This is a genomic window from Shewanella sp. YLB-07 (genome assembly GCF_009377275.1).
In genome coordinates this window covers 210697-234682 of sequence record NZ_VOQB01000009.1, presented here as the reverse complement: position 1 = coordinate 234682, position 23986 = coordinate 210697, and the positions used below count along the sequence as shown (strand labels likewise).

Below are 23986 nucleotides of genomic sequence, written 5' to 3'. Positions count from 1 at the left end.
GATAGAGCGCTTCACCAACATTCAGTGAGTTATGATGATGCTTAATCTTTTATATAAGGCAGTGACACCAAGATCTCTACGCCTGAATTGACTAAATTAGCGCCAGCTTTACCGTTTTTATCTGGAGTCTGTAGATCTCTTGCCTTGATGGAGCCTTTGTGGAAGTCAGTGATAAGCCGGGCGATATAGAGTCCGAGGCCTAAATGGGGCTTATCTTGGGCTTTTTGTTGGCGTACAGAGACCATAGATTCGAAAATTTGTTCAGCCATTTTTTCGGGTAATAGGGGGCCGAAGTTTGAAATGGTCAGCTCTGCGTGCCTGTGCTTGGCCGTTAGGGTGACTGTAATGGGCGTATTGTCGGTACTGAATTCTAACGCGTTGGCAATCAGCTTATCCATGAGCTGAGCGATATACTCGGGCACACCACTCATAGTCAAGGGCTCCTGTATGATTGATACTAGGAATTCCTTGTTGGGATAGGTGAGCTGATAACCTTGCATACAACCTGAGATGACCTTGGATAGGGGAAATATGTCCACTTCGGCTTGAGATAAGCTCTCCTCCAGACGCGTGGCTTCACTCATGTTATTGAGGATCATATTGAGTCTGCTAACGCCTTCTTCCGCCCTATCGACGTATTTTCGGGTGTCAGGATCTAATTGTTGTAGGCTCAGATGCTCCAATGAAGAACGCACTACGGCCACAGGGGTTCTCAGCTCATGAGATAAGCGCGAAGACATATTCTCCAGGTAATGGGTGTATTGGCCCAGACGGCCGACAATACTGGCAAAACTCCTCGAAAGATCGCCAATTTCATCTCTGACTTCAGAGCCCTGGATGGTTTTTCTGATCCGGCCTTGGCTGTCTATGGCTTCTTCGGTTTCATCCCTGAGTTTTCTTATCCTGCTGGATATACTGGAAGCGAAAAAGAACAGGGCTAAGGTGCCCATGCTCATGATGGTCAGGATGACGTTAAATAATTTCTCTAGCGCCTTGTTACGCAGAGTACGAATGCCATGTGTGGTCTCCTCGGCTATCACCACCCCCATGACCTTATCGTCAATCCAGATGGGACTGGCTGCTGCCAGTATGACGGCTTTATTGTCCGGGGTTAATCGCCAGGTGGAGCCTTGTCTGCCGGCGAGTGCATTCTTGATGTGACTTCCTTTGAGAACGGTAGAGTCCTGCAGGGAGTCGATAAAATCTTTTGGTGGGGTGGTTAAGATTTTATAATAGAAGCGGTGAAGGTAGTCCCGCTTAAAGTGACCCCAAAACGAGTCATCGGGTGTGTCTTGGACAGTTCGAGTCCAGACACTGCTACTTGTACGAATGTCACCGGACTTGGCTAATACGCGTCCATGTTTATCGACTACCCAAATACGCGAACTGTTATGGCTCATCCCTTTGATGATGCTTTCTATTTCAGGAGAAGGCACCAGGACTGTACCCAAATTTTCTACATCATCGATGGCCGATGTGCCGACGATGGCATCCAGAGTGCGTGTCTGCTTATTATTGACATCATAGATGGCGAAACCCAGTTTGCTACCTACCATATCCAGCGGCATGCGTATCTCAACATTGTAACCGGCTTCAGTCTTAATCCACTTTCCCTGAATTTTAAGCTCTGGCGTGACAGGCATTCTTTTTTTAGGGTTTTCAGGCAGCTTATATGAACTCACCCAGCCATCTCTTTGAGTGGCGATGATATAGCGTTTGAATTTACCATCGGGAGCCAATGTGGCAATGGCCAGGTGGTCATTGACATCGATTTTGAGACTGTTGCTGCCACGATAGATCACATGAGGATCTGTCACTTCGAAGAAGGCGTAGAGGAAACCAGCATATTTACCTACCATATGCTTAAAACTGACGTTTAATGGAGCGTCGGCTGAACGTTTAAAGATCAGATGGTCTTCGCCATAATTGATACTTCGGTGGCGGTAAGAGGCCCAGTCACTCAATTTTCCATCGAGTTGAATGGGTCCGGCTAAAGGGTAAGCATATAGGTCGCGCCCCTGTTCTACCTGAGTAAGAAAACTGGCCTGTATGTCAAAGAGGCTAGGGCGTTCATGCAGTGCGGTTGCGAGCGCTTGCGTGGTGCCTTCGAGTGTTTTTTCCTGACCGTATCTCAGGTATTTTTCCATCTCCCACACATATTGATAGCCTAACCAGGGCAGGCAGAGGAGAAATAAAGATAAGATGGCGACTTTCGATCTCAGGCCTATGGGAGGATGAAATTTAGATAATTTGTGTTTCAGCAGAAAAAAGAGTTCGCTCAGCCTGTTCGCTATTTTATAAAATTTGGCCGGGGTTATCTTGACCAGTTTTGTTTTTAACCAGCCCCAATGCTTGCGCATGCTGTTTTTTGTCTTGCTAACGATGAGGAAAGCATACATAGAGGCTTTAGCTCTGATGTCCAAGAGGCGATATAACACTAGCGATACTCTTTGTTTAAACATATTAAGCGGCGTTGATTAGTCGAGCTTAGCCCTGAGGGTCCCATCGGTATCCCATACCATAAACGGTATCTATACAGTCGAAATCTGCGTCGAGGGCGAGGAATTTCTTTCTAATTCGTTTCACATGAGACGTGATGGTGCTGTCATCGACAAAAATTTTAGCTTCCTGCATTAATTCTTGTCGATTTTTAACATGCCCAGGGCGTTTTGCCAGTGCGTGCACCATCCAGAATTCGGTCACAGTGAGTTCAATATGCGTCTTGTTCCAATACACTTGCATGCGGTTGATGTCGATGACCAGCTTATCTCGTTCCAGCAGGTTTTCATCTAATATCTCTTTGCCCTGCAACTCTGCACGACGAAAAAGGGCGGCCAGTCTGGCAATCAAGTGTGGAAAACTGACATCCTTACTCAAGTAATCATCTGCGCCCAATCTGAGACCACATACGGTATCAAAATCACTGTCTCTGGCGGTTAAAAAGATAATAGGCAGGTTGCTCGACATGGCCCTGAGGGACTGACACAGGGTGAACCCACCGTCAATCTCATCTTCTAGCCCGATATCTATGATCGCCAGATCCGGGAGTCGGGTCAAAAAAGCCTGCATCGCCATAGGGCGATTAGCATACGCTTGGACGCTGTAGCCTTGCTGTTGTAATACTTCTTTATAGTTTTCGCGAATGGCGACTTCATCTTCAACGATGGCGATACGTTTCATGACCTTTAACCTTTTAAAGTCGATTATCTTGACACTAGCTAATTGATAATCGTCGGCAGCTTACTTTATTGCCGGATAACCCTGTTGGAGTGTGACTATACAGCAAAACAACGAGGTAAAAAGCCAACTTAAGTGATTGCCTTTTTGTTGCCACAATTGATACCCGCAATGCCATTTTTCCTCCCCGTCAAAGTCATCTCTATTCGTTTTAATGTTCATATCGAATTGAAGCGAACTCTTCGTTCACAGAACACATAAATAACATTAATGACAGTAGGAAATAATAAGATGAACAAACAATTGATTGCCGCATTAGTGATGAGCTCATTAACATTTTCGAACATGGGCTATGCATCAGACACTGAAAATCAAAGAGAGCACCATGAAGAGTTGATCGGCGTGGGCTCGGGAATTGTCCTAGGCGCGGTCGTCGGCGGGCCCATTGGCGCTATCATCGGTGCGTTTACCGGCGGCATTATCGGTAAGTCGGTTGGAGATGATACTGAGATAGAATCTCAACAGGTAAAGTTAAGCGAGCAAGAAACCACCATTCACCAACTCAATGAAGATAACCAGTCTCTGGCGCTTATCTCTAATCAGTATGAATCGGTGCAAGATGAACTGGCCGAACTCAAGTTGGCCAGGCAGCAGAAGTTGACGGAGTTAGAGCTGGGCTTAAATATTCAATTTAAGACAGGCTCTTCTCAGTTAGAGACACATTTCCAACCTCAATTGGATGAATTGGCGAGTGCACTGCAGATGTCTGATGACCTCAGGTTAGATCTTACCGGATATGCGGATCGCCGGGGAGAGTCGACCTACAATCAGGCTTTGTCTGAGCAGAGAGTGGCCGAGGTGAAGAACTACCTGGTGAGCAAGGGGGTGAATGAACAAAGATTAACTGCTAGTGCATACGGTGCCAGTGCGCCGATAACCGTTGAGCAGAGCTTTGAGAATGACTTCTTCGATCGCAGGGTCACGATTAAATTTGTGTCACAAGATACGGCCATTGCTGCCAACCATTAAGCGGTTTTCATAATAAAGGAATATAAAGATGAGAACAGGTTTGTGTCTAGATCATTATTTGAATTTACAAGCCCCTCTTAGGAGGGGGCTTAACTTCGCCATATCCGGGATAGTCATCATGATGGCATCTTGGATAAATGTCGCTCAGGCCATGAGTGCCGTTGAGATAACTCAAGGGAGTTTTGTTTATCACAGGCAAGGAGAGAGTGAGCCTCAGGTGGCGATGCCGCTTAACACAGATGTTCAGATGAAGGTTTCTGGCTGGGTTAATCGGGTCACAGTGACTCAGACATTCATAAATGATAGTGACGATTGGCTTAATGGTAGCTACCTGTTTCCTTTACCCAATGAGGCTGCCGTGGATCATATGCGCCTGATCGTTGGGCAAAAGGTAATAGAGGGGCAAGTTAGAGAGAAGGAAGAGGCCAAAAAACAGTTTGAACTGGCTAAAGCTACAGGTCAAAGAGCCAGCTTGGTGGAGCAGTCGAGACCCAATATCTTTACCACATCTGTTGCTAATCTGGGGCCGGGTGAAACCTTAGTGGTGCAGATAAGCTATCAAGAGCTGGTGAAATATGAAAAAGGTGAATTCAGCCTCAGGTTTCCTATGTTAGTCAATCCAAGATACGTGCCCAAACAAGGAGGCGGGAAGAATAATTCCTATCCTTCTACACAGAGAATGTTGGCACAGCTGGTTGACCCAAGTTATGGCTTTGGGGAGTTCAGAGCAGCAGGTCCTAAGGTTAACATTGAGATAGATCTCGATGCGGGCATAGCGCTCAGTGAGATAACCAGTGTTTACCATGATATTGATAAGCAGCCGGTGACTAATACTCAATATCTGCTCAAGTTAGCGGGCGATACGCCTGCCAACAGAGATTTTGTCCTCAGATGGACACCTGTTTCGGGGAGTGAGCCCGTTGCGGCCATCTATGCCCAGCAGGGCCAAACCCATAAGGATGCAAACTCTTCACCAGAGGACAGCGACTATGCCTTACTGATGTTGATCCCCCCAGAGGTTGGTGCGATCAGCGCGATAGCCAGAGACTTGATACTCGTTATCGACACCTCGGGGTCCATGTCCGGTGAGGCAATAGCACAAGCCAAGAAGGCAATGGGCTATGCATTAGCCGGATTAGGGACGCGTGACAGTTTCAATATCATCGAATTTAATTCAAATGTGCACGCTTTATCTGCACAGTCTCTGCCTGCCACGGCAAAAAATATCGGTAGGGCTAATCAGTTTATACGCACCTTAAAGGCCGATGGGGGCACAGAGATGGGTTTTGCACTGACTCGTGCGCTCGCTCCCGGGATGCACTCGGCTTATCAGCAAAATGAAGATAATTCAGACCCAGACAGTACCCGGTTGAAGCAAGTATTGTTTATGACCGATGGGGCCGTGGCGAACGAGAGAGATTTGTTCAGTCTTATCGAGGAGCATATAGGTCATTCGAGACTGTTCACCATCGGCATAGGCTCGGCACCTAATTCTCATTTTATGGAAAGAGCGGCTGAGCTAGGTAGGGGGAGCTTCACCTACATAGGTAAGCTGGACGAGGTGCAGCAGAAAATAGAATCGCTACTGTATAAAATTGAGCATCCTCAAATCACTGATATTGAACTTCGCTATGGCGATGGCACTATTCCCGATCATTGGCCGATCAGTATTGCGGATCTGTATGCTAATGAACCCTTGTTAGTCGCGATAAAGATGCGTCCCAAGATTTACCAGGCTTCGGCCTCTGAGTTAATCGTATCGGGCATGATAGGTAACCAATATTGGCATAGCAGTTTGTCTCTCAATGAGCGCAAATCCGCTGCAGGTTTAGATCTTGTCTGGGCCAGAAAGCAGATAGCCGCATTGGAGATGAGTAAAAATGGGGCTAACCAAGCCAGAGTAAAAAAACAGGTGACGGCTTTGGCGCTCAAATATCACCTGGTGAGCCAGTATACTAGTTTAGTGGCGGTTGAGAGCATTCCTGCAAAGCCTTCGTCTGTGGTGTCAAATAATGCCAGTGTGGTGCAGTCCACGCCATTTGGCTGGCAACCCCCAGTGGGCTATTTGCCTCAGACTGGGGGGGAGAGTCGCTTGCTTATCATGATGGGCATGATCTTGTTGGGTCTAGGTTTAGCCTATCTGGCAAGCTTTAGCCTTGATAAGGGAGCTGGGTTGAGTATGCTCCGTAGTTTAGCTGCTCAGAAAAGGCGACAAACAGTGTCAATTAAGACTGGCGGTGACGGACATGTGTCAGCAAAAGGCCTGGAGACATGAGTCGTTTACAGGGCTGGCGAACCGGGCTTTGCTGCACTGTGATATTGACCGGACTGTTATTCTTGGGAGGAGGCTCATATATGCAGGCTAAGGCGTACTTCGCACAATATCTCATTGAGCAAGCATGGCGACAAACCTTAGAGGATAAGCGACCCCATAAACCATGGAGCTGGGCCGATACTTACCCTGTGGCTAAACTGACCTTGATGACGGCAGATAATGTAGACAGTGAAGACAGAACTTTTTATGTGCTGTCCGGTGCATCGGGCAGAAATCTAGCCTTCGGGCCAACTATGGTTCAGGGCGGAGGCTTGCAGACCCAAGGGGGGAACAGGATCATAGCGGGTCATAATGATACGCACTTTTCTGTGCTTAACGGGATTAAAGCAGGACGGGTGCTAAAATTTCAAGACGCAGATAAGCAGACGAGTCTGTACCGGGTATCCTCGACTCAAATTGTGCACGAATCTGACACTCGTGCGTTGATGCCAAGTTATCATGACCAGCTGACCCTGATCACTTGTTATCCATTTAATGCCCTACAAACAGGCAGCCCGTATAGACTCATAGTGAGGGCGCTGCCTGTGTAGCGACGAATGTTCTAGCTGGGAATGGGCATGACCCTGTTTCGCCCCAGACGTTTGGCCTCATAGAGAAGTTTGTCCGCTCTCTCTATAAGCTCAGCGCCCTCGAGGTTTTTATCCCACTGTGCGACGCCAAATGATGCAGTGATCTTATTGATTCTAACGTCTTTTCTTCTATCTTTAAGGGAGACTTTTTCCAGCCCCCTGCGCATGGCTTCGGCCAGATGACGAGAGGAGCTAAGTTGGCTTCTAGGTATGATGACGGCAAACTCCTCTCCACCATATCGATATATTTTTGCACCATCTCTGCAGGCTTCCTGCAATCGCTTAGCGACCGCTTTAAGGACTTGGTCGCCTAATTGATGACCATAATTGTCATTAAATGCCTTGAAATGGTCAATATCCACCAGGATGAGGCATAAGCCGTCAGGTGATTGACTCAGGGAGCCTCTTAGATCGTTATCGAATGCGCGGCGATTGAAGATACCCGTTAGTGCATCGTACAGCATGATTTGTTCAGATTTTGCGAGTTGCTGCTTTAATGCATCTATCTCTTGTTGGGCTTTACTGAGTTGGCCAGTGAAATATTGTGTGCTCGAACGTATGTCGTCGGACTCTTTGACTAAGCTTCTGACGATACCGAGTACCTTCTCTAAACTGACGCCTTCCTCTTCTATCCGGTTTAACTTCTCGAAATTACTGTCGATACGGCGCTGAAATTGAGTGGCGTCTAAGTTAGTATCCTTGAGAGAGTGAGATAGTTCTGTCGCCATAGCCTCAAGGTTCTGTCGCATGTCGAGGACATCGACTTCGATGGGATCTGACACGTACTCACGATATAGCATCTCTGCATTCACGGGCGGGCAGGTATGATGCTGCTCAATAACCGTGTCGAGTCGTTTATTTAATTCTGGGCTTTGCTCTGAGACATAGGTATACCAGAGCGCGTAATTGGTTGGCGTGGTGGGAATTTGGTGCTTCAACATCAAAGGAACGGCTTTTTTTAAATTTTTTGCCGCTATTTTTATTATTTCTCTAGACATAAATCTCCCAAGACTAATACCAATCTAAGCTTCCCAGACTAATACCGATTTAAGTAAGTATAAGCACTTTAGTTGGTAAATGAGAGCATAGTTAATGAGCCGAATAAAGAGCAGCCAGAAGGGGGGATATTTTCCTCCTGGTCATGCTTAATTTGTGAGGTTATTGTTGGCTGAGTTGGACTGGTGCCCATGTTAACCATTTAGCTTCGAGTTTTTTATGTAAGGTGAAACTCGCGTCTGATGTCAGCATGTTACTCGTCATGGTTTGCTGCTCGGTGACTACACCTACGCCACCCGCTAGTATGCTCTCTAATGAACCTGTCTCAATCTTAGCTCCTGAAAAGAGACCTACATCGATTTTTACACCAGACAGATCCCAGAATTGACTAGTTTGGTTGACCAGGTGACGATATTCCCCATCGATATGGGCGAACATCTGTACCGAGTTACCCGTATCGGCTAACTGATAAGCATCGATAGCACCAATGCTTATGCCCCTAAAAAAAATAGGGGTTCCGGCTTTAATTGAGCCCAGATTAGTGTCTTCGAGAGTGAATTGTAACCAGTCTTTTTTGGCCTGTATAACTGGGGTCACTTCACCGATAAACTGAGTACGGATTTGAGTGCTTACCCCAGGTTTGACGCCGATATAGGGGCCGGTTATTAAGGTTTCAGGCGCTTTAATACCGGCGAGAGAAATTTGAGCGTCGACGAGGAAATACTCGGCGTCTTCTTGAGTAAAATGTTGGGCATAATCCCCATATAGATAGGCATCAACGCTGACGCTTATCAGGTCTTTATTCAAGGTGACACGTTCGACAGCGCCCACCTTGTGGCCTAAGTAACGTATAGGGGCCTTGGCCGCTAACTTGACATCGGCGGGGAAGGTGAGCTTGATGGGTTTTGCCTGAGCCAGTGCCAGGGATTTAGATTCATACAGGTGAGTTTGAGAGCCTATATCCTCATCGTCGAGCAATCCGAGTGTGATGCTGCCTTTTAATGCTCCCTGTATAGGCGCTACATCGATTTCTATGCCAGAGAGACCGGCATTGACTGTGACGGCACTGTTTCGCCAAAAAACGCTATTGGTTTTGACTAATGGCTTGAATTGGTTTCGAATGCTGATGTTAATGTTGAAGTTTTCATTAGCCGAGCTCCAGTTAACCTCGTCGACCTGGCCTATCTGCATTTTTTGATAGTAGACAGGCGATCCCGATGACAGATCTGCTCCATCGGTACTCATCAGGGATAATGTAAACTGATTTAGCTTGTCAAAATAATCATCAGCCGCATCTGTTGAGAGAAACAAAGCCAGTTGTGCATGATTTTTTGCCACGGTTTTACTGGCCCCCTGAATCAGGCTGATAGCGCCTTTTGTCAAGGTCGATAGGTCACGGGTTTTCACTGATATACCATCGAGGGATGCCTCGATTGACAGGGCCGATTCGGGGATGAAATAGCTATCGGTATTAACTAAATCAGTAAACTCAGGCCAGATCTCAATCTGGTATTCTACGCCAGTTAATGCCTGATTAAGGCTGACGGAATTGACCTTGCCAATGGCCAATTGCTTATAACGAACTTCGGCCCCTATCCCGACTCCCGGGTTATTCTCGGCGGTTAAATTTAACAGTAATTTAGATTGTGCGTCTTGATCCGGTGCTATCTCCAATAAAGGGTATTGCTGTTTAGGCTCTCCGCTTCCTGGTGAAAAGTTAATGACACTACCTGTGATCAAGCGCCCCGCATGCTTGATACCAGACAAGGATATATCGGCACCCTCAAGCCAGAAGTGAGACGTACCTGAGAGCAACTGGGCATATTCTTTATCAATTTTGGCGGTGAATTCCACACCTGTATCGGTTAGATGTGTATCTGTGATACGACCTATATTGATGCCTCTGAAAACGATGGCCGTGCCGGTAGATACAGCATCCGATTCAGTGGCTGTCAGAGCAAATTCGATGCCACCTTGGGCTAATGCTTGACTGTCATAGACTCGGTAACTGTGTCCATTTTCGGCTCTTTGAGAGTCATCGGAAGAGCTAAAACTAAGGCCTCCGGCAAGAATAGACGACAGGCTTTCGGATCTTATCTCTATGCCAGAGAGCGAGGCGGTGATATGGAGTCCGGACACGTTCCAGAATTGAGAGTCCGTCTTTACCAAATGAGTGTATTGCTTCTTGATAAATGCGCTCAGTAAAATTTGCCTCGAGCCTTCGAGATGATAGCTGATGATTTCTCCGACGGGGATCTGTCGATAGAATATTTGTGAGCCTACATCCAAAGACCCTAAGGTATCGGCTGTTAATTCAATGACTAAACCATCGCTTCCCGGCAGCATGGCTGGGGCATCCGTTTCGGCTTCGAAAAAGGATTGAGACTGACCTCCACCAGGTTGAATGGCGATATAATTCCCTGAGAAAAGCGCATCTAAACCTTCTACCCCTGTGATCGAGGCTTTAGGTGTGACTAGCCAAAATTTGGTTTGCTCATTCAAAAATGGATCCGCTCGGTAATCCATCTTTAGATCGACATTAACGCCTTGTAGCTCGTCATCGATGCCAATATCGACGACTTTACCCACCGTCAGCCCTTGATAGCGTACTAAGGTCTTACCGACATCAATCCCAGTCGCGCTGGGGAAGTGGATACGCACTTCAATACCGGCTTCTCTTATGCTTTTTATGCCTAACCAGGACCCTAGGGCAATAGCCACAAGGGGGAGAAGCCAGATAGGCGAAAAAAGCTTCTTCTTAACTACTTTCGGTGTTTCTATTTGTGTCATCTTGCGATTCCAATCGATCCCAGAGTAAACGAGTATCAAGTACTTTAGCGGCAATTTGTGTCAGTAAAATCACTAAAGCAAATGCGGTAGCGGCAGGTCCGGGCTTTGCATCGAGCAATTGCCCCATATTGACCACCGCAGCGGTAATAGATATGACAAACAGGTCAAGCATTGACCATCGACCTATCCATTCAATAACATGAAAGCCGACCATCAACCTCTTCTTGGAGATGGGCAGACGGAAACTGATGGCTAGCAGATAAATAGTCAAGCCACAGATTTTTAAAATAGGAACTAAGATACTGGCGGTAAATAATATGACTGCAATCGGCAGAATATTCAGATCGATAAGGTGGGTGATACCGGTAAAAATAGTATCGTGACGTGTCTGTCCCTGACTGGTAAAGATAGTGATCGGATAAATATTTGCCGGGATCAATAAAATGGCGGCGGTTATCAGCAAGGCCCAACTTTTTTGCAGGCTGGAATAATCACGAAATGCGAGTGTTGAGCCACACCTTGAACAATGGGTTGCCTTGTGGGACATCAACTGTTGGCATGAAGGACAGAGCGTCAGGCCTAAATCTTTCCCTTGGTTTCTCTGTGGCTGCTCAGAGGGGCTAGTCATCTAATACACTCCACATATGTTCGAGATGATATTCACGCTGTAAAAATAGGGTTACCAGAAATAACATGGCAAAACAGAAGGTGCCCATTCCCAGATAGATATCGGTATAGTCCGTGAGTTGAAAGACGGAAACGAAAATACTGATCATATAAATTTCTAACATGGTGAGTTGTGAGAGTAGACCATGATATTTAAGCAGGCGCTTCAATATATCTCGAAAAAAAGGCACCTGCAGTCGATACTTGATAATTAAAATTTGCGACAGCACAGATAAAAGCAGTAAACCAGGTGCGATGACCGCCGAGGTGAGAACGGCAATGGCGACGACCCAATAACCTTGGTTTGCTACAGCCATGGCACCTTCGGATATGGTTGTGGTCCTGATGCTGCCAAGAAAATGTAACTCGAGAACGGGGAGTAAGTTTGCCGGGATGAAAAAAATAATCGCGGTGAGGCACAGGGCTAACATGCCGTTTAAGGAACAATATGGTGCATCATAGATGGGAGTATGACATCGAGGGCATAAGGCACGAACAGACGAAGGCAAGGCTCGCTTCCTTATCACAAGATCACAAGAACGACACAGGGTCACACTGGTATCTGCACACTCATGTTCCGTAAGTAATTTCACCCTTTCTTACACATCCCTTTTCTTGTTAATACTTGGCTCGACGAAATGTGTTAATTCGTCTGAACTGCTTGTCATTGAGTCATGCTTAGTTGGAAAAACCTGATAGATATCACTCTATAATCAGACAGATAATATCAGATTTTCCAGAATACTTGCATAAGAAGTTATTTTTATGAGACCCTACAACTGTATATATAAACAGTGAGAGGGACGTTATGGCGGTTGTAACTAAATTTGTAGTGGTCAGAGAGGGGGTTGAGAAAATGACATTCACATCTAAGAAGGAGGCTGATGCCTACGATAAGATGCTTGATATCGCCGATAACCTAACCCCCTTCTTAGCTGAGTCAGAATTAGAGATAGATGAAGTCACCTGTGAAAAACTGAGTTTTTATCTTGCTCAACACAAGGACTTATTGCTCAGTTTGCTTAAAGGCGTGGTACCTCAGAAAACAGAGACGACAGAAATTAAAAAAAAGACTAAGAAAGCCGACGCTAAAAATGTCGATACAAAAAAATAAAGTGTTAGGAAGTTTGTATGAAAACTGAATTTTATCAAACGCTGAACCGTCAAGCACAAGCCCTTCTTCAGGGGGAAGATGACTTAGTGGCAGCGATGGCCAACTTTTCCGCCTTACTCAATGACTCACTCGAAGATCTAAATTGGGTGGGGTTCTATCTGCTAAAAGATGAGCTGCTAGTGTTAGGCCCATTTCAGGGCCGGGTTGCCTGTACGCGTATACCACTGGGCAGGGGAGTATGTGGCTCGGCGGCATCAGAGAAAAAAACACTTAGAGTGGCAGATGTTCATCAATTTTCAGGGCATATTGCTTGCGACGCGGCGAGTAATTCTGAAATAGTCATCCCCGTTCTTAGGGATAACCGACTCATCGCCGTTTTGGATATAGACAGCCCTAAGCTAGCTCGATTCGATGAGAACGATCAAATTGGGCTAGAAAACTTAGTCTCAAGCTTCGAAAATGCGTTATTTGGCTAAACTATAACCAATTTTTCATAATTCGTGTTCGCAATCGTCAAACTGGGGTTTATAATAGGCGGTTCGAATACTAAGGACGTCGAGGATATCCCTCATTTGGGAATGAATGCTTGGCGTTTGTTAATTGTAATTGCTAGAGTATGTCTGCCGTGTTTGAGCTGCGTCTCGATAATTCTGTTGAGGATTATCTGATTGAGCCCGCGAAAGACAAATATAAACGACACTGTATAGCCTACTTTCTGTCTAGGCAGTGCCCCTTTTAAACTGTGGAAGAAATAATGGAATCAACAGACAAGTTGACCGACACCAACGCAATTCTTGCGTATTTATATGAAACATTTCCTTTGTGCTTTATTGCCGAAGGCGAAACTAAACCTTTAAAAATTGGATTGTTTCAGGAGTTGGCTGAAAGGTTAGCTGATGATTCTAAAGTCAGTAAAACTCAATTGAGAATTGCTTTGAGACGCTATACTAGTAGTTGGCGTTATCTGAAGGGCGTAAAAGCAGGTGTTCAGCGAATCGACCTCGAAGGAAAAGAGTGTGGTGAGTTAGAGCAAGAGCATGTCGAACACGCGCAATCGACGCTTAAAGAGAGTCAGGAAAAAGCAAAGGCGAAACGCGTAGCGAAAGCGGCGGCGGCAAGGAAGGAAGGGCAAGCTGCTAAGCAAGCCAAGAAACCCGCGCCTAAACGAGTCAAGCCAGTGGCTAAAAAGCCAGCGAAAGAGCCTGCGCCTGTTGTTAATTTGACGCCAGCAGTGTTAAATGAGCTGAAACAAAATCAGCGTGTTAGTGTCAAACTAGGTAAGTCGCCAGTTTCTGGTGTTATCGTTGATATTAAGAGAAATGATGTTCAAGTCCAATTGGACTCTGGCCTAACCATAAAAGTTAGTGTTGAGCACATCATGCTTTAATTTTAGTAAAGGAGTAACTTGTTGATGCGAAAAATTTCCCTGGCTGTCTCAATCGCCAGTATTTTTGTCGGATTCTCGGCGTGGGCGTTAACCCCTACAATTCCATTCAGCGAGTTACCCGCCTTAACGCAGGAGCCGCAACACAAAGTTGCGAGCAAGCGCGTGACTGGCCTTTTCACTCGTTCTCACTATCACAGATTCGATTTAGATGATGCGTTTTCCGAGCAAGTGTTTAAACGATATCTAAAGCAGCTCGATTACCGACGTAATGTGCTGCTTCAGAGTGATCTGGACAGCTTTCAAGTATTTTCTAAACAGTTCGATGACATGCTTAAGAGTGGTGATTTAACACCTGCTTATAAGATGTTCGAACGGGTTCAAAAAAGACGTTACGACCGTTTTGCCTACGCACTCACCCTATTAGACAAAGAGATAGACTTTACGGTCCCTAATGATAAGTATCAGTATGATCGTGAAGATGCGACCTGGCCTAAAGATGAAGCGGAAGTGGATGAGCTTTGGCGTCAACGTGTCAAATACGATGCATTAAATCTTAAATTGACCGGTAAGACATGGGAAGAGATCGTTCCTGTGCTTGAAAAGCGCTATAACAATGCGATAAAACGTTTGAGTCAGACTAAGAGTGAAGATGTATTCCAAGGTGTGATGAATGCCTTCTCTCGTACGGTCGAACCACACACGAGTTACCTTTCCCCCCGTAATGCCGAACGCTTCCAGATGGAGATGAACCTGAGCCTTGAGGGGATCGGTGCGGTACTGCAGATGGATGATGACTACACAGTTATCAAGAGTCTTGTGGCTGGTGGCCCAGCTGCGACCAGTGCAAAATTATCTCCAGAAGATAAAATTATTGGCGTAGGTCAAGAGGGTAAGGAGATCGTCGATGTTATCGGTTGGCGATTAGATGATGTGGTCGAACTGATAAAGGGCCCTAAAGGCAGTAAAGTTGTACTGCAAATTTTACCTAAAAAGGGTGGCTCTTCGGCGAAATCTTTTGAAGTCGTCATCGTCAGAGATAAAATACGTCTCGAAGACAGAGCGGCAACATCCGAAGTGATAGAGCCTGATAATGGCCTCTACGCAAATCGTAAAATTGGCGTCATTCAGATCCCCGGTTTCTATATGGACTTATCGAAAGATGTGTCTAAAGAGCTGGTTAAACTTAAAGAAGCCCAAGTTGAAGGTATCATCATCGACCTTAGGGGAAATGGTGGTGGCGCATTAACTGAGGCCACTTTGTTGACTGGATTGTTTATCGAGCAAGGTCCGGTGGTTCAGATTAGAGATGCTAACGGTAAAGTTTCTCAGAATCGTGACAATGATGGCCGAACCAGCTACAGCGGTCCATTGACTGTGATGGTGGACAGATACAGCGCATCGGCATCAGAAATTTTTGCTGCGGCACTGCAAGATTACGATCGTGCGCTAATTGTAGGTGAATCTACATTTGGTAAAGGTACTGTGCAGCAACACAAGAGCCTTGGTCGCATCTATGACATGTATGAAAAACCTATCGGCCACGTGCAATACACCATAGCTAAGTTCTATCGCATCAATGGTGGCAGCACTCAACTCAAAGGTGTGACACCCGACATATCTTTCCCGAGCGCATTAGAGCCGGGTGAGTATGGTGAGGCCGAAGAAGAGAATGCACTGCCTTGGGACAAGGTGCCTGTGGCTCAATACGGTACGTTAGGAGACATTAATCCTAATCTGGTGACTAGCTTAGACTCTAAACACCAAGAACGTATAAAAACCGATGTAGAGTTTGGATATGTTAACAAAGATATCGCCGAGTTTAAGCTGCATCACAATGAAACTACTGTGTCATTAGTCGAGAGTGAGCGTGTTGATGAGCGCGAAAGCAATGAAAAGAAACAGCTCGAGAGACTCAATGAACGTCGTGTTAAACAAGGCTTAGAAATCGTCAAAACATTGGATGATGAAGATGAGACGAGTAGCGATGATAAAGATGCAAAGTCGGATGAGGAAGAAGTTAACATCCCAGATGCCTTCCTCGATGAAACTGTCTATATCACCTTAGATCTTGTCGACATAGAAAGGCTTGCCAAGAACGAATCACACTAGATTGATATGATTTTTAAAAACGCGCTTCGAGCGCGTTTTTTTATATTTATTATTCAGCTTATGACGACATAAGCGTTGAAAAGGATTTAAGGTCTGTTTATGACACAAGCACAAGCAAAATACCTAAAAGACTACGCCGCACCTAGATTCAGCATCACTCATCTGGACTTGAGCTTTAACTTAGATGGGAAAGAAACTCAAGTGATCGCTAAGAGCCAGGTGGTTAGACGAGACAAACAAGCGCCAAGCTTGTTACTCGATGGTGATGAGATGAAAGTCTTATCGGTGAAGATCAATGGTGAAGATGTCAGTTACAAGCAAGGATTAACGAGCCTGAGTATAGATACAGAGCTCGATGAGTTTGAACTCGAGATAGTGACTCAGCTAGACCCGGAGGCAAACTTGAGCCTCGAAGGCCTCTACATGTCAGATGGGGCATATTGTACTCAGTGTGAGGCCGAAGGCTTCAGACGAATCACCTACTTCCTAGATAGACCCGATGTGTTGGCCATCTATACGGTGCGTATAGAAGCCGATAAGGCCGCTTTCCCTTATCTTTTAAGCAATGGTAATCCGGTCGAAAAGGGCGATCTCGATGACGACCGTCACTTTGCCAAGTGGCATGATCCATTTCCTAAGCCTGCTTACTTGTTTGCCCTAGTTGCCGGTGATTTTGACTTATTAGAAGATGAGTTTATTACCCGTAGTAATAAAGCCGTAAAATTGCAGGTTTTTGTCGATAAAGGGAATTTAAATAAAGCGCATCATGCTATTGCGTCACTGAAAAAATCCATGGCGTGGGACGAGTCACGCTTTAATCTCGAGTATGATCTCGATATCTACATGATCGTAGCGGTGGATTTTTTCAACATGGGTGCCATGGAGAACAAGGGACTCAATGTTTTCAACACTAAATATGTGTTAGCCGATACCAGCTCTGCTACCGATGATGATTACCATGGCATCGAAGCTGTAGTGGGACATGAGTATTTCCATAACTGGACAGGAAATCGGGTGACTTGCAGAGACTGGTTCCAGTTGAGCCTCAAAGAGGGGTTAACAGTGTTCAGAGATCAAGAATTTAGTTCAGATCTGGGATCGAGAGCGGTTAACCGTATTCATGCCATTAAGGTGATAAAGAATCAGCAGTTTGCCGAAGACTCAGGCCCAATGGCTCATCCTATACGTCCCGAATCTGTCATCGAGATGAATAACTTTTATACGGTCACTGTATATAACAAAGGTGCCGAAGTGATTCGGATGATGCATACCTTACTCGGGGAACAGAAATTTCAGGCCGGAATGCAGTTGTACTTCGAGCGTCATGATGGTCAGGCGGTCACTTGTGATGATTTCGTTGCCGCAATGCAAGATGCGAGCGGCGTAGATCTGGTTCAATTTAGGCTGTGGTACAGTCAGTCGGGCACCCCAATGGTGACGGTTGAAGAAGATTATGATGAGGCAAACGCGTGTTACCGTTTAAGGATTAAGCAGAGCACTCCTGAGTCGGCCGAGCAAAAAGACAAGCAAGCGCTGCATATTCCCTTCGATTTGGAGTTGTTATCCAGTCAAGGTGAGTCGATGTTGAGCGAAGTGCTCGATGTTAAACTGGCAAGCCAAGAGTTTACCTTTAATGATATCAATCAGAAACCTGTGCCATCTTTACTGCAGAATTTCTCTGCACCAGTTAAATTGGTATTCGACTATTCCATTGAGCAATTGGTCCATCTAATGAGATTTGCCAACAGTGAAGTCGCTCGTTGGGAAGCATCAGTGACTCTGGTAAGCCAGTCGATTTGGGACAATGTCGCTAAGTTACAGCTCAATCAAGCCATGCATGTCGATCCCAGAGTCGTTGATGCCTATCGAGGTGTGCTGCTCTCTGAAAGCTTAGATCTTGCCTTAGTCGCAGAAATCTTTACTTTGCCGAGTGTTTCCGCCCTCATAGAGCAAGTTGAATCGGTAGAGCTCGATGCCTTAGCGACGGCGCGAGACTATGTAGCAGAAGAGATAGCCAATGCCTGTGAAGATGAGTTACTCACTCGCTATCGTGAACTGGTTGGACTCGATAATGCCGCTGCTCGTGCGCTTAAAAATATCTGTCTACTCCTGCTTCAAAAAGTCTCTGATGAATATCAAGACTACGCCGAGAAACAGTATCGTCACGCGGAGAATATGACTGATAGTTTAGGGGCGCTTCAAGCCGTGAATGGTGAGGCATCACCTATCAGAACTGAGCTGATGTCTGATTATGAAACTAAGTGGAAAGCGACGCCATTAGTGATGGATAAATGGCTGACGTTACATGCGACTTGTGGTGATGATAATTGTCTGGACACCTTAGTGGCCTTGACTGAACATGAGTCTTTTAGCTACTCAAATCCTAATAGGGTTAGATCATTAGTCGCTGCTTTCGCCGCCGGTAATCTGGTTCAATTTCATGATATCCAAGGTAAGGGCTATGACTTTTTAACCGATGCGATCATCAAGCTTAATAAGGTGAACCCTCAGGTAGCTGCGCGTATCATTACGCCTTTGATTCAATTTAAAAAGTTTGATTCAACCAGACAGGCTATGATGAAAGCATCCCTCGAGCGTATCTTAGGTCTACCAGATTTGTCGAAAGATCTGTATGAGAAAGTGTCCAAGGCACTTGTCCTCTAAATTTGGAAGTGATTTTTGACCATACCAGCCACTAGCAGCTTAGGTTTCTAGGGGCTTATATCTCATTTCTTGTAGTTGCCCCTATGATTTTTTATTTTTCACTCAATGTCACTTATCACGATTTCCAGCAATTCTACCGGGGTGAGGTGAATAAGGTCGAAGTCCATGACCGTAATGGCAGAACCTTGTGGATCCATGGTAGACATTTTCGCCGTTTCTTAACACGCTCAGGTATTGTGGGTCAGTTTAAGATGGAGATAAACGCTCAAGGTGAGCTTGTGTCACTTTGTAAACTCTAAACTATTATAGAGTAATTACTTCAAACGAACGATTTATTACTTCCTTGCTTCTCACTCTCTCTATCTGTAGTTAATTAACTGTATTTACAGTTAATTAACTTGCCTTATCTGCATTATAATTTCCATCTAGTTTCAATTTTAAATCAAGTGTTTGAAATAATGCTTTAAAACCAGCTAACGTCTTTAATTCTTTAGAAGATTTTCTTAAATTCCGCCTTGCTCATCACATGTAATTGCTGTAACAATGGTGTTACCTGCACGCTAACAAGATGTTGGTTGCCATTCCTAATAACAAGAATTCAGCAGGTTACGGAGAAGCGCTAAAATGAAAAAGGTTAACAACGGCTTTACGAAGTCGACACTTGCTTTAGGGATCGTAGCGGCACTGAGCATGGGGATCTCATCCAGTGTCAATGCTGTATCTTTTAATTGGGGAGAAGTTGAAGGTACGTTCGATTCTACATGGTCAGCGGGTGCAAGCTGGCGTGTAGAGGGGCGTGATTGGGACAGCCACATAGGTAAGGTCAATCACCCACAATTTGATTGGTCTAACTATTCTGCATTTGGTGATACCAAGTACACGTCGGATCAGATCTGGGCACAGCCCGGCTCTTATTCCAGTAACGGTGACTTGAGCAATCTACTCTATTCTCAGGGCGATACTACAGCAGTCGTGTTTAAGGGCTTGCATGAGCTATCGCTTAAGTATAAAAATTTCGGTGTGTTTGCTCGTGGTATGTATTTCTACGATCAAAAAGCCAATAACGGCAGCTATGGTTTTAGCGACCCGTTGACAGGAAATGAGTACGACCCCTGCGCCGATTCCAAATCTTCAGAGGTGCAATGTAAAGACATTCGCCTGTTAGATGCTTTCGTCTATGGTGATTTCGATTTTAACGATGGTGCCAATCCCCTGTCTGTTCGAGTCGGTCAACAGGTGGTTTCCTGGGGGGAAAGCACACTCATCCCCCATGGTATCGGCGTGATCAATGCGGTGGATTTGAACATTCTCAATGCGCCAGGCGCCGAGCTCAAGGAAGCGTACAGACCTCAAGGTATGGTTTGGGCATCTTTTGGCGTCACAAATGAACTTTCGGTGGAAGCTTTCTATCAGTACGATTGGGAGCCAGTTTGGGTGCCAACACCAGGTTCATATTTCTCGACTAATGATTTCGCCGGTTACGGTGGTTACGGCCAGAATGCCCAGCTAGGTTTTCAGTCTAATCCTGACATGAACCTTGAGTTTCTTGAGGGTGAATATAATAATTTAGCACAGCTAGTTGCTGCTGGAATGTTCGATACAAACGGTGAGTTAGATATCAACAAGTTTCGCGATGCAGCCCTAGCGTATTCTACAAAAGCCACGTTAGTCCAAGATCAAGCCAGTGCCAGTGATTCGGGACAGTACGGTTTAAAGCTTGGCTACTATGCACCCCAGCTGGGAGAGACCGAGTTTGGCCTGTATTACATGAACTATCACAGTCGTCGTCCGTTAATTAGCGGGACGACAGCAAACTACACAAACGAAGCTTTACTCAGGGATGGTGAAACACTTCGTGGTGCTGTGGGAGCTGTAGATAGGGCTACACTATTAGGTTTGGAGAGTTTCTCTAAGGCGCAAATTGAGTATCCGGAAGACATTCAGCTCTATGGATTTAGCTTCAACACGCTTATCGGTGATACGTCGGTGGCGGGTGAGATTGCCCATCGTCAAGATGAGCCTCTGCAGATTGACGATGTGGAACTCCTGTTCGCCGCCATGCCGCAACAGCTGGCTAATGCAGGTCTCAGGCCAGATCTTGATGGGATATCTCAAATGGACAATGTTGCCCCGGGCCAATATGCCGAAGGTTACATTCGCTTAGATACTACACAGGCTCAGGCGACCTTTACTCATCTATTTGGTCCGACATTCGGTACCAGTAATCTGGTGATGTTGGCCGAGATAGGTGGTGTCTGGATCCACGACATGCCAGGATTTGATGAGCTAAGACTCAATGGTCCGGGTACAGCCCGTTCAGGTGGTAATCCTGATATGCCGGGAATTATCGAAGCCGTTCACAATGGCCCTGAGACTAACCCATTCCCGACGGACTTTGCATGGGGTTATCGTCTGGTTGCCAAAGCGGATTACAACAACTTGTTTGCCGGGGTAAATATGTCGCCGCGGATAATTTTCTCACATGATGTTGAGGGTATCACTCCCGATCCTATGTTCCTGTTCACCGAAGGCAAGAAGTCAGTGTCTGTAGGCGTTAACTTCGATTACCAGAGCCGTTGGGGAGCAGATTTTTCCTATAACAGCTTCTTCGGTGGCGTAGGCACAACAAATCAGATGTCAGACCGTGATTACGTGTCATTTAACATCAAATATTCAATCTAAATCACAAGGACAATAATAATGAAGAAACTTGCGATATTGTCGGCGGCTGTGATAGTTGCTTTGAGTGCACCGAGTGCATGGGCAAAAGTTACAGAGGCAGAAGCGGCTAAATTAGGCACTGAATTGACGCCTCTGGGCGGCGTTAAGTCGGCGAATGCCGATGGGTCAATTCCAGCCTGGGATGGTGGGATAACAACGCCTCCAGCTGGCTATAAGAAGGGGATGCATCATCCCGATCCGTTTGCTGGTGATAAGATAGAGTTTACTATCACCAATGTTAACAAGGATAAGTATAAAGCCCATCTTACCGATGGTCAGATCAAACTCTTTGAACTGTATCCTGACACTTACAAGATGAATGTCTACCAAACAAGACGTACAGCTTCTGTGCCTCAGTTTGTCTATGATGCAACTAAAGCGAACGCGACGCGTGCCGAGTTGGTTTCCCAGGGTAATGGCGTGAAAGGGGCATCTATCGGTGTACCTTTCCCGATCCCTGAGAATGGATTAGAGGTTATCTGGAATCATGTACTGCGTTTTCGTGGTGTCGATGTAAAAACTTCCCGTAGTCAAGCCGCGCCTACGGCTGGCGGCAGCTATACGTTGGTTGAAACTACCGAAGAGATACGTTTTCAGTATTCACGTCCTGAAATGACGCTGGATAAGCTTGCTGCTTCAAATACTCTGTTTTATTTCAAACAAGTTGTGACTCAGCCTGCTCGTCTTGCGGGTACGGCTCTGCTCGTTAAAGAGACCATGGATCAAGAAGCTTTGCCAAGGCAAGCCTGGACCTATAACACGGGACAGCGTCGAGTGCGTAAAGCACCTAATGTGGCATTCGATACGCCGGGTTCGGTCTCTGATGGCCTGAGAACAACGGATGATTTTGATATGTTCAATGGCTCGCCTGTTAGATATAACTGGGAGCTTATGGGCAAAAAGGAAATTTTTATTCCTTATAACGATTACAAACTTCATTCAGATCAACTGGAGTACGATCAGATAATTAATCCGGGTCATATCAACCCTGAGTTTGTTCGTTGGGAAAAGCATCGTGTTTGGGTGGTTAAGGCTCAACTTAAAGAGGGCATGCGACATATCTACAAGACGCGCGTCTTCTATATAGATGAAGATTCATGGCAGGTATCGCTTGCCGATATGTACGATAACCGTGATGAGCTATATCGTGTCGCGGTTGCACATGCAATTAACTACTACGAAGTACCAACACATTGGAGTACGTTAGAGGTCTTCCACGATCTTCAGTCCCGTCGTTATATCGCCATGGGCCTAGATAATGAAGGCCGCATGTATGATTTCGATGCCAAGCTCAGTGAAGCTAACTTCACTCCGGCAGCATTGAGACGTGCAGGTATTCGTTAACCCTCAGTTCCAAGGGGCGGTTTACCGCCCCTCTATTCTTTAAGGAAGTCTGTATGTTGTTTAGCATGCTTCGATCAGTATCTATCTGTCTGTTTTTAGTCGTTTTGTCACAAGCTGGGGCGCTGGCTAATGAGGCCTATGATGTCAAAGGTCAAATACAAGCTTTAGCCATTGATTCTATTATTCTCGATATTGCGACTAATGGAGACACAGTTCTGGCCGTGGGCGAACGGGGCCATGTTTTTATCTTCGATGAACAGGCAACGCCCCAGTGGCTGCAAGTGCCAAGCCCAACCAGCGCACATCTCACCAAGGCATTTTTAATCACCCCTCAACTTGGCTGGGCCGTTGGCCATGATGCGACCATAATACACACCCAAGATGGAGGGAAAACCTGGCAGTTACAGATGGAGTCTAAGGAAATTGAAAAACCCCTATTAGATATTCATTTCTTCGATGAGCTAAATGGCATTGCGGTCGGTGCTTATGGGCTGTTTTATCGTACTAATGACGCCGGTGCACACTGGACAAGTGAGTATCATCAAGAATTATTATTCGAAGAAGATGTCGACTACTTGGCCGAATTAAAGGCCGAGGACGAAGCGCTCTATTTGAGTGAGCGAAGCACCTTGCTACCACACTTTAACCGGGTTATTTCAACGATAAATGGCCAGTTGGTGATGGTGGGAGAGCTAGGTCTAGTGGCAGCTTCCAATGATCAAGGGCGGCAATGGCAGAAGCTAGATTTTATCTATGAAGGCTCCATGTTCAATGCTGTCTATGTTAAAAATTCATTATTTGTTATGGGGTTGCGGGGACATGTGTTTAAAACTGACGCAAGTCTGACAAACTGGCGTGAAATCTCATTACCTGTGACCTCTACCATCAATGGCGTCATGGTAAAAAAGGACGGCAACCTTCGTCTCGTCGGTAATGCTGGTGTAATTATCGATGTAACGTTAGCGGGTAAAAGCCAGCTGATCGAGCAGCGCCAAGGTGAGAATTTAGTGTCCATAGTTCAAGATCCCCAAGGTCATACCTGGATTGCAGGTACCAAAGGCCTCTTCAAACAACAATAATAGGAT

18 protein-coding genes are annotated in these 23986 nt (G+C 45.8%); 12 read left to right on the top strand and 6 right to left on the bottom strand.

What is annotated here, in order from left to right:
- Window positions 1–41: 41 nt before the first annotated feature.
- Complete coding sequence (gene pdsS / locus FS373_RS19875; RefSeq protein WP_229381165.1) at window positions 42–2438, bottom strand: proteobacterial dedicated sortase system histidine kinase; 2397 nt, start codon at window positions 2436–2438, stop codon at window positions 42–44.
- A 49-nt stretch (window positions 2439–2487) separates the two neighbouring features.
- Window positions 2488–3180, bottom strand: coding sequence for a proteobacterial dedicated sortase system response regulator (gene pdsR / locus FS373_RS19870; RefSeq protein ID WP_144046213.1), 693 nt, complete (start codon window positions 3178–3180; stop codon window positions 2488–2490).
- A gap of 288 nt (window positions 3181–3468) precedes the next feature.
- On the opposite strand from pdsR, the gene pdsO reads away from it, so the two are divergent.
- Genes pdsO through FS373_RS19855 form a run of 3 tightly spaced genes read left to right on the top strand, consistent with a single transcriptional unit; the run spans window position 3469 to window position 7071 of the window.
- Window positions 3469–4206, top strand: coding sequence for a sortase-associated OmpA-like protein PdsO (pdsO, locus tag FS373_RS19865; RefSeq protein WP_185977017.1), 738 nt, complete (start codon window positions 3469–3471; stop codon window positions 4204–4206).
- Between the two features lie 28 nt (window positions 4207–4234).
- Window positions 4235–6481, top strand: a complete 2247-nt coding sequence (locus FS373_RS19860) for a marine proteobacterial sortase target protein (protein ID WP_144046215.1) — start codon at window positions 4235–4237, stop codon at window positions 6479–6481.
- Entirely contained in the window at window positions 6478–7071 is a 594-nt protein-coding gene (locus FS373_RS19855) for a class GN sortase (protein ID WP_144046216.1), read from the top strand. The genes FS373_RS19860 and FS373_RS19855 overlap by 4 nt, the downstream gene beginning before the upstream one ends.
- An 11-nt stretch (window positions 7072–7082) precedes the next feature.
- On the opposite strand, the gene FS373_RS19850 is transcribed toward FS373_RS19855, so the two are convergent.
- The 4 genes from FS373_RS19850 to FS373_RS19835 all read right to left on the bottom strand — a co-directional run bounded on the left by FS373_RS19850 (window position 7083) and on the right by FS373_RS19835 (window position 12155).
- A complete protein-coding gene (locus FS373_RS19850; RefSeq protein ID WP_144046217.1) occupies window positions 7083–8108 on the bottom strand; it encodes a GGDEF domain-containing protein in 1026 nt (341 codons plus the stop codon).
- A gap of 160 nt (window positions 8109–8268) precedes the next feature.
- A complete protein-coding gene (locus FS373_RS19845) occupies window positions 8269–10896 on the bottom strand; it encodes an MlaD family protein (RefSeq protein ID WP_152830412.1) in 2628 nt (875 codons plus the stop codon).
- Window positions 10865–11524 (bottom strand): paraquat-inducible protein A, encoded by a 660-nt coding sequence (locus FS373_RS19840; RefSeq protein ID WP_144046219.1) that lies wholly within the window; start codon window positions 11522–11524, stop codon window positions 10865–10867. The genes FS373_RS19845 and FS373_RS19840 overlap by 32 nt, the downstream gene beginning before the upstream one ends.
- Window positions 11517–12155, bottom strand: a complete 639-nt coding sequence (locus FS373_RS19835) for a paraquat-inducible protein A (protein WP_144046220.1) — start codon at window positions 12153–12155, stop codon at window positions 11517–11519. The genes FS373_RS19840 and FS373_RS19835 overlap by 8 nt, the downstream gene beginning before the upstream one ends.
- 215 nt (window positions 12156–12370) lie before the next feature.
- Here FS373_RS19835 and FS373_RS19830 point away from each other — a divergent pair, with 215 nt between their 5' ends.
- The 9 genes from FS373_RS19830 (at window position 12371) to FS373_RS19790 (ending at window position 23980) form a co-directional block, all read left to right on the top strand.
- A complete protein-coding gene (locus tag FS373_RS19830) occupies window positions 12371–12676 on the top strand; it encodes a YebG family protein (protein WP_144046221.1) in 306 nt (101 codons plus the stop codon).
- Window positions 12677–12693: 17 nt separating this feature from the next.
- Entirely contained in the window at window positions 12694–13152 is a 459-nt protein-coding gene (locus FS373_RS19825) for a GAF domain-containing protein (RefSeq protein ID WP_152830411.1), read from the top strand.
- Between the two features lie 278 nt (window positions 13153–13430).
- Window positions 13431–14063: an RNA chaperone ProQ gene (gene proQ / locus FS373_RS19820; protein ID WP_144046223.1), complete on the top strand. Its 633-nt coding sequence runs from the start codon at window positions 13431–13433 to the stop codon at window positions 14061–14063.
- A 24-nt stretch (window positions 14064–14087) separates the two neighbouring features.
- Complete coding sequence (prc, locus tag FS373_RS19815; RefSeq protein ID WP_152830410.1) at window positions 14088–16172, top strand: carboxy terminal-processing peptidase; 2085 nt, start codon at window positions 14088–14090, stop codon at window positions 16170–16172.
- 99 nt (window positions 16173–16271) lie between these two features.
- On the top strand, window positions 16272–18836 hold the full coding sequence (gene pepN, locus FS373_RS19810) for an aminopeptidase N (protein ID WP_144046224.1): 2565 nt from the start codon (window positions 16272–16274) through the stop codon (window positions 18834–18836).
- Between the two features lie 83 nt (window positions 18837–18919).
- On the top strand, window positions 18920–19135 hold the full coding sequence (locus FS373_RS19805; RefSeq protein ID WP_077751107.1) for a DUF2835 domain-containing protein: 216 nt from the start codon (window positions 18920–18922) through the stop codon (window positions 19133–19135).
- Window positions 19136–19460: 325 nt separating this feature from the next.
- Window positions 19461–21518 (top strand): DUF1302 domain-containing protein, encoded by a 2058-nt coding sequence (locus FS373_RS19800; RefSeq protein WP_144046225.1) that lies wholly within the window; start codon window positions 19461–19463, stop codon window positions 21516–21518.
- An 18-nt stretch (window positions 21519–21536) separates the two neighbouring features.
- Window positions 21537–22901 carry a DUF1329 domain-containing protein gene (locus FS373_RS19795; protein ID WP_152830409.1) on the top strand — a complete coding sequence of 455 codons (1365 nt, stop codon included), beginning with the start codon at window positions 21537–21539 and terminating at the stop codon, window positions 22899–22901.
- 53 nt (window positions 22902–22954) lie between these two features.
- Window positions 22955–23980: a WD40/YVTN/BNR-like repeat-containing protein gene (locus tag FS373_RS19790; RefSeq protein ID WP_144046227.1), complete on the top strand. Its 1026-nt coding sequence runs from the start codon at window positions 22955–22957 to the stop codon at window positions 23978–23980.
- The last annotated feature ends 6 nt before the right edge of the window (window positions 23981–23986 follow it).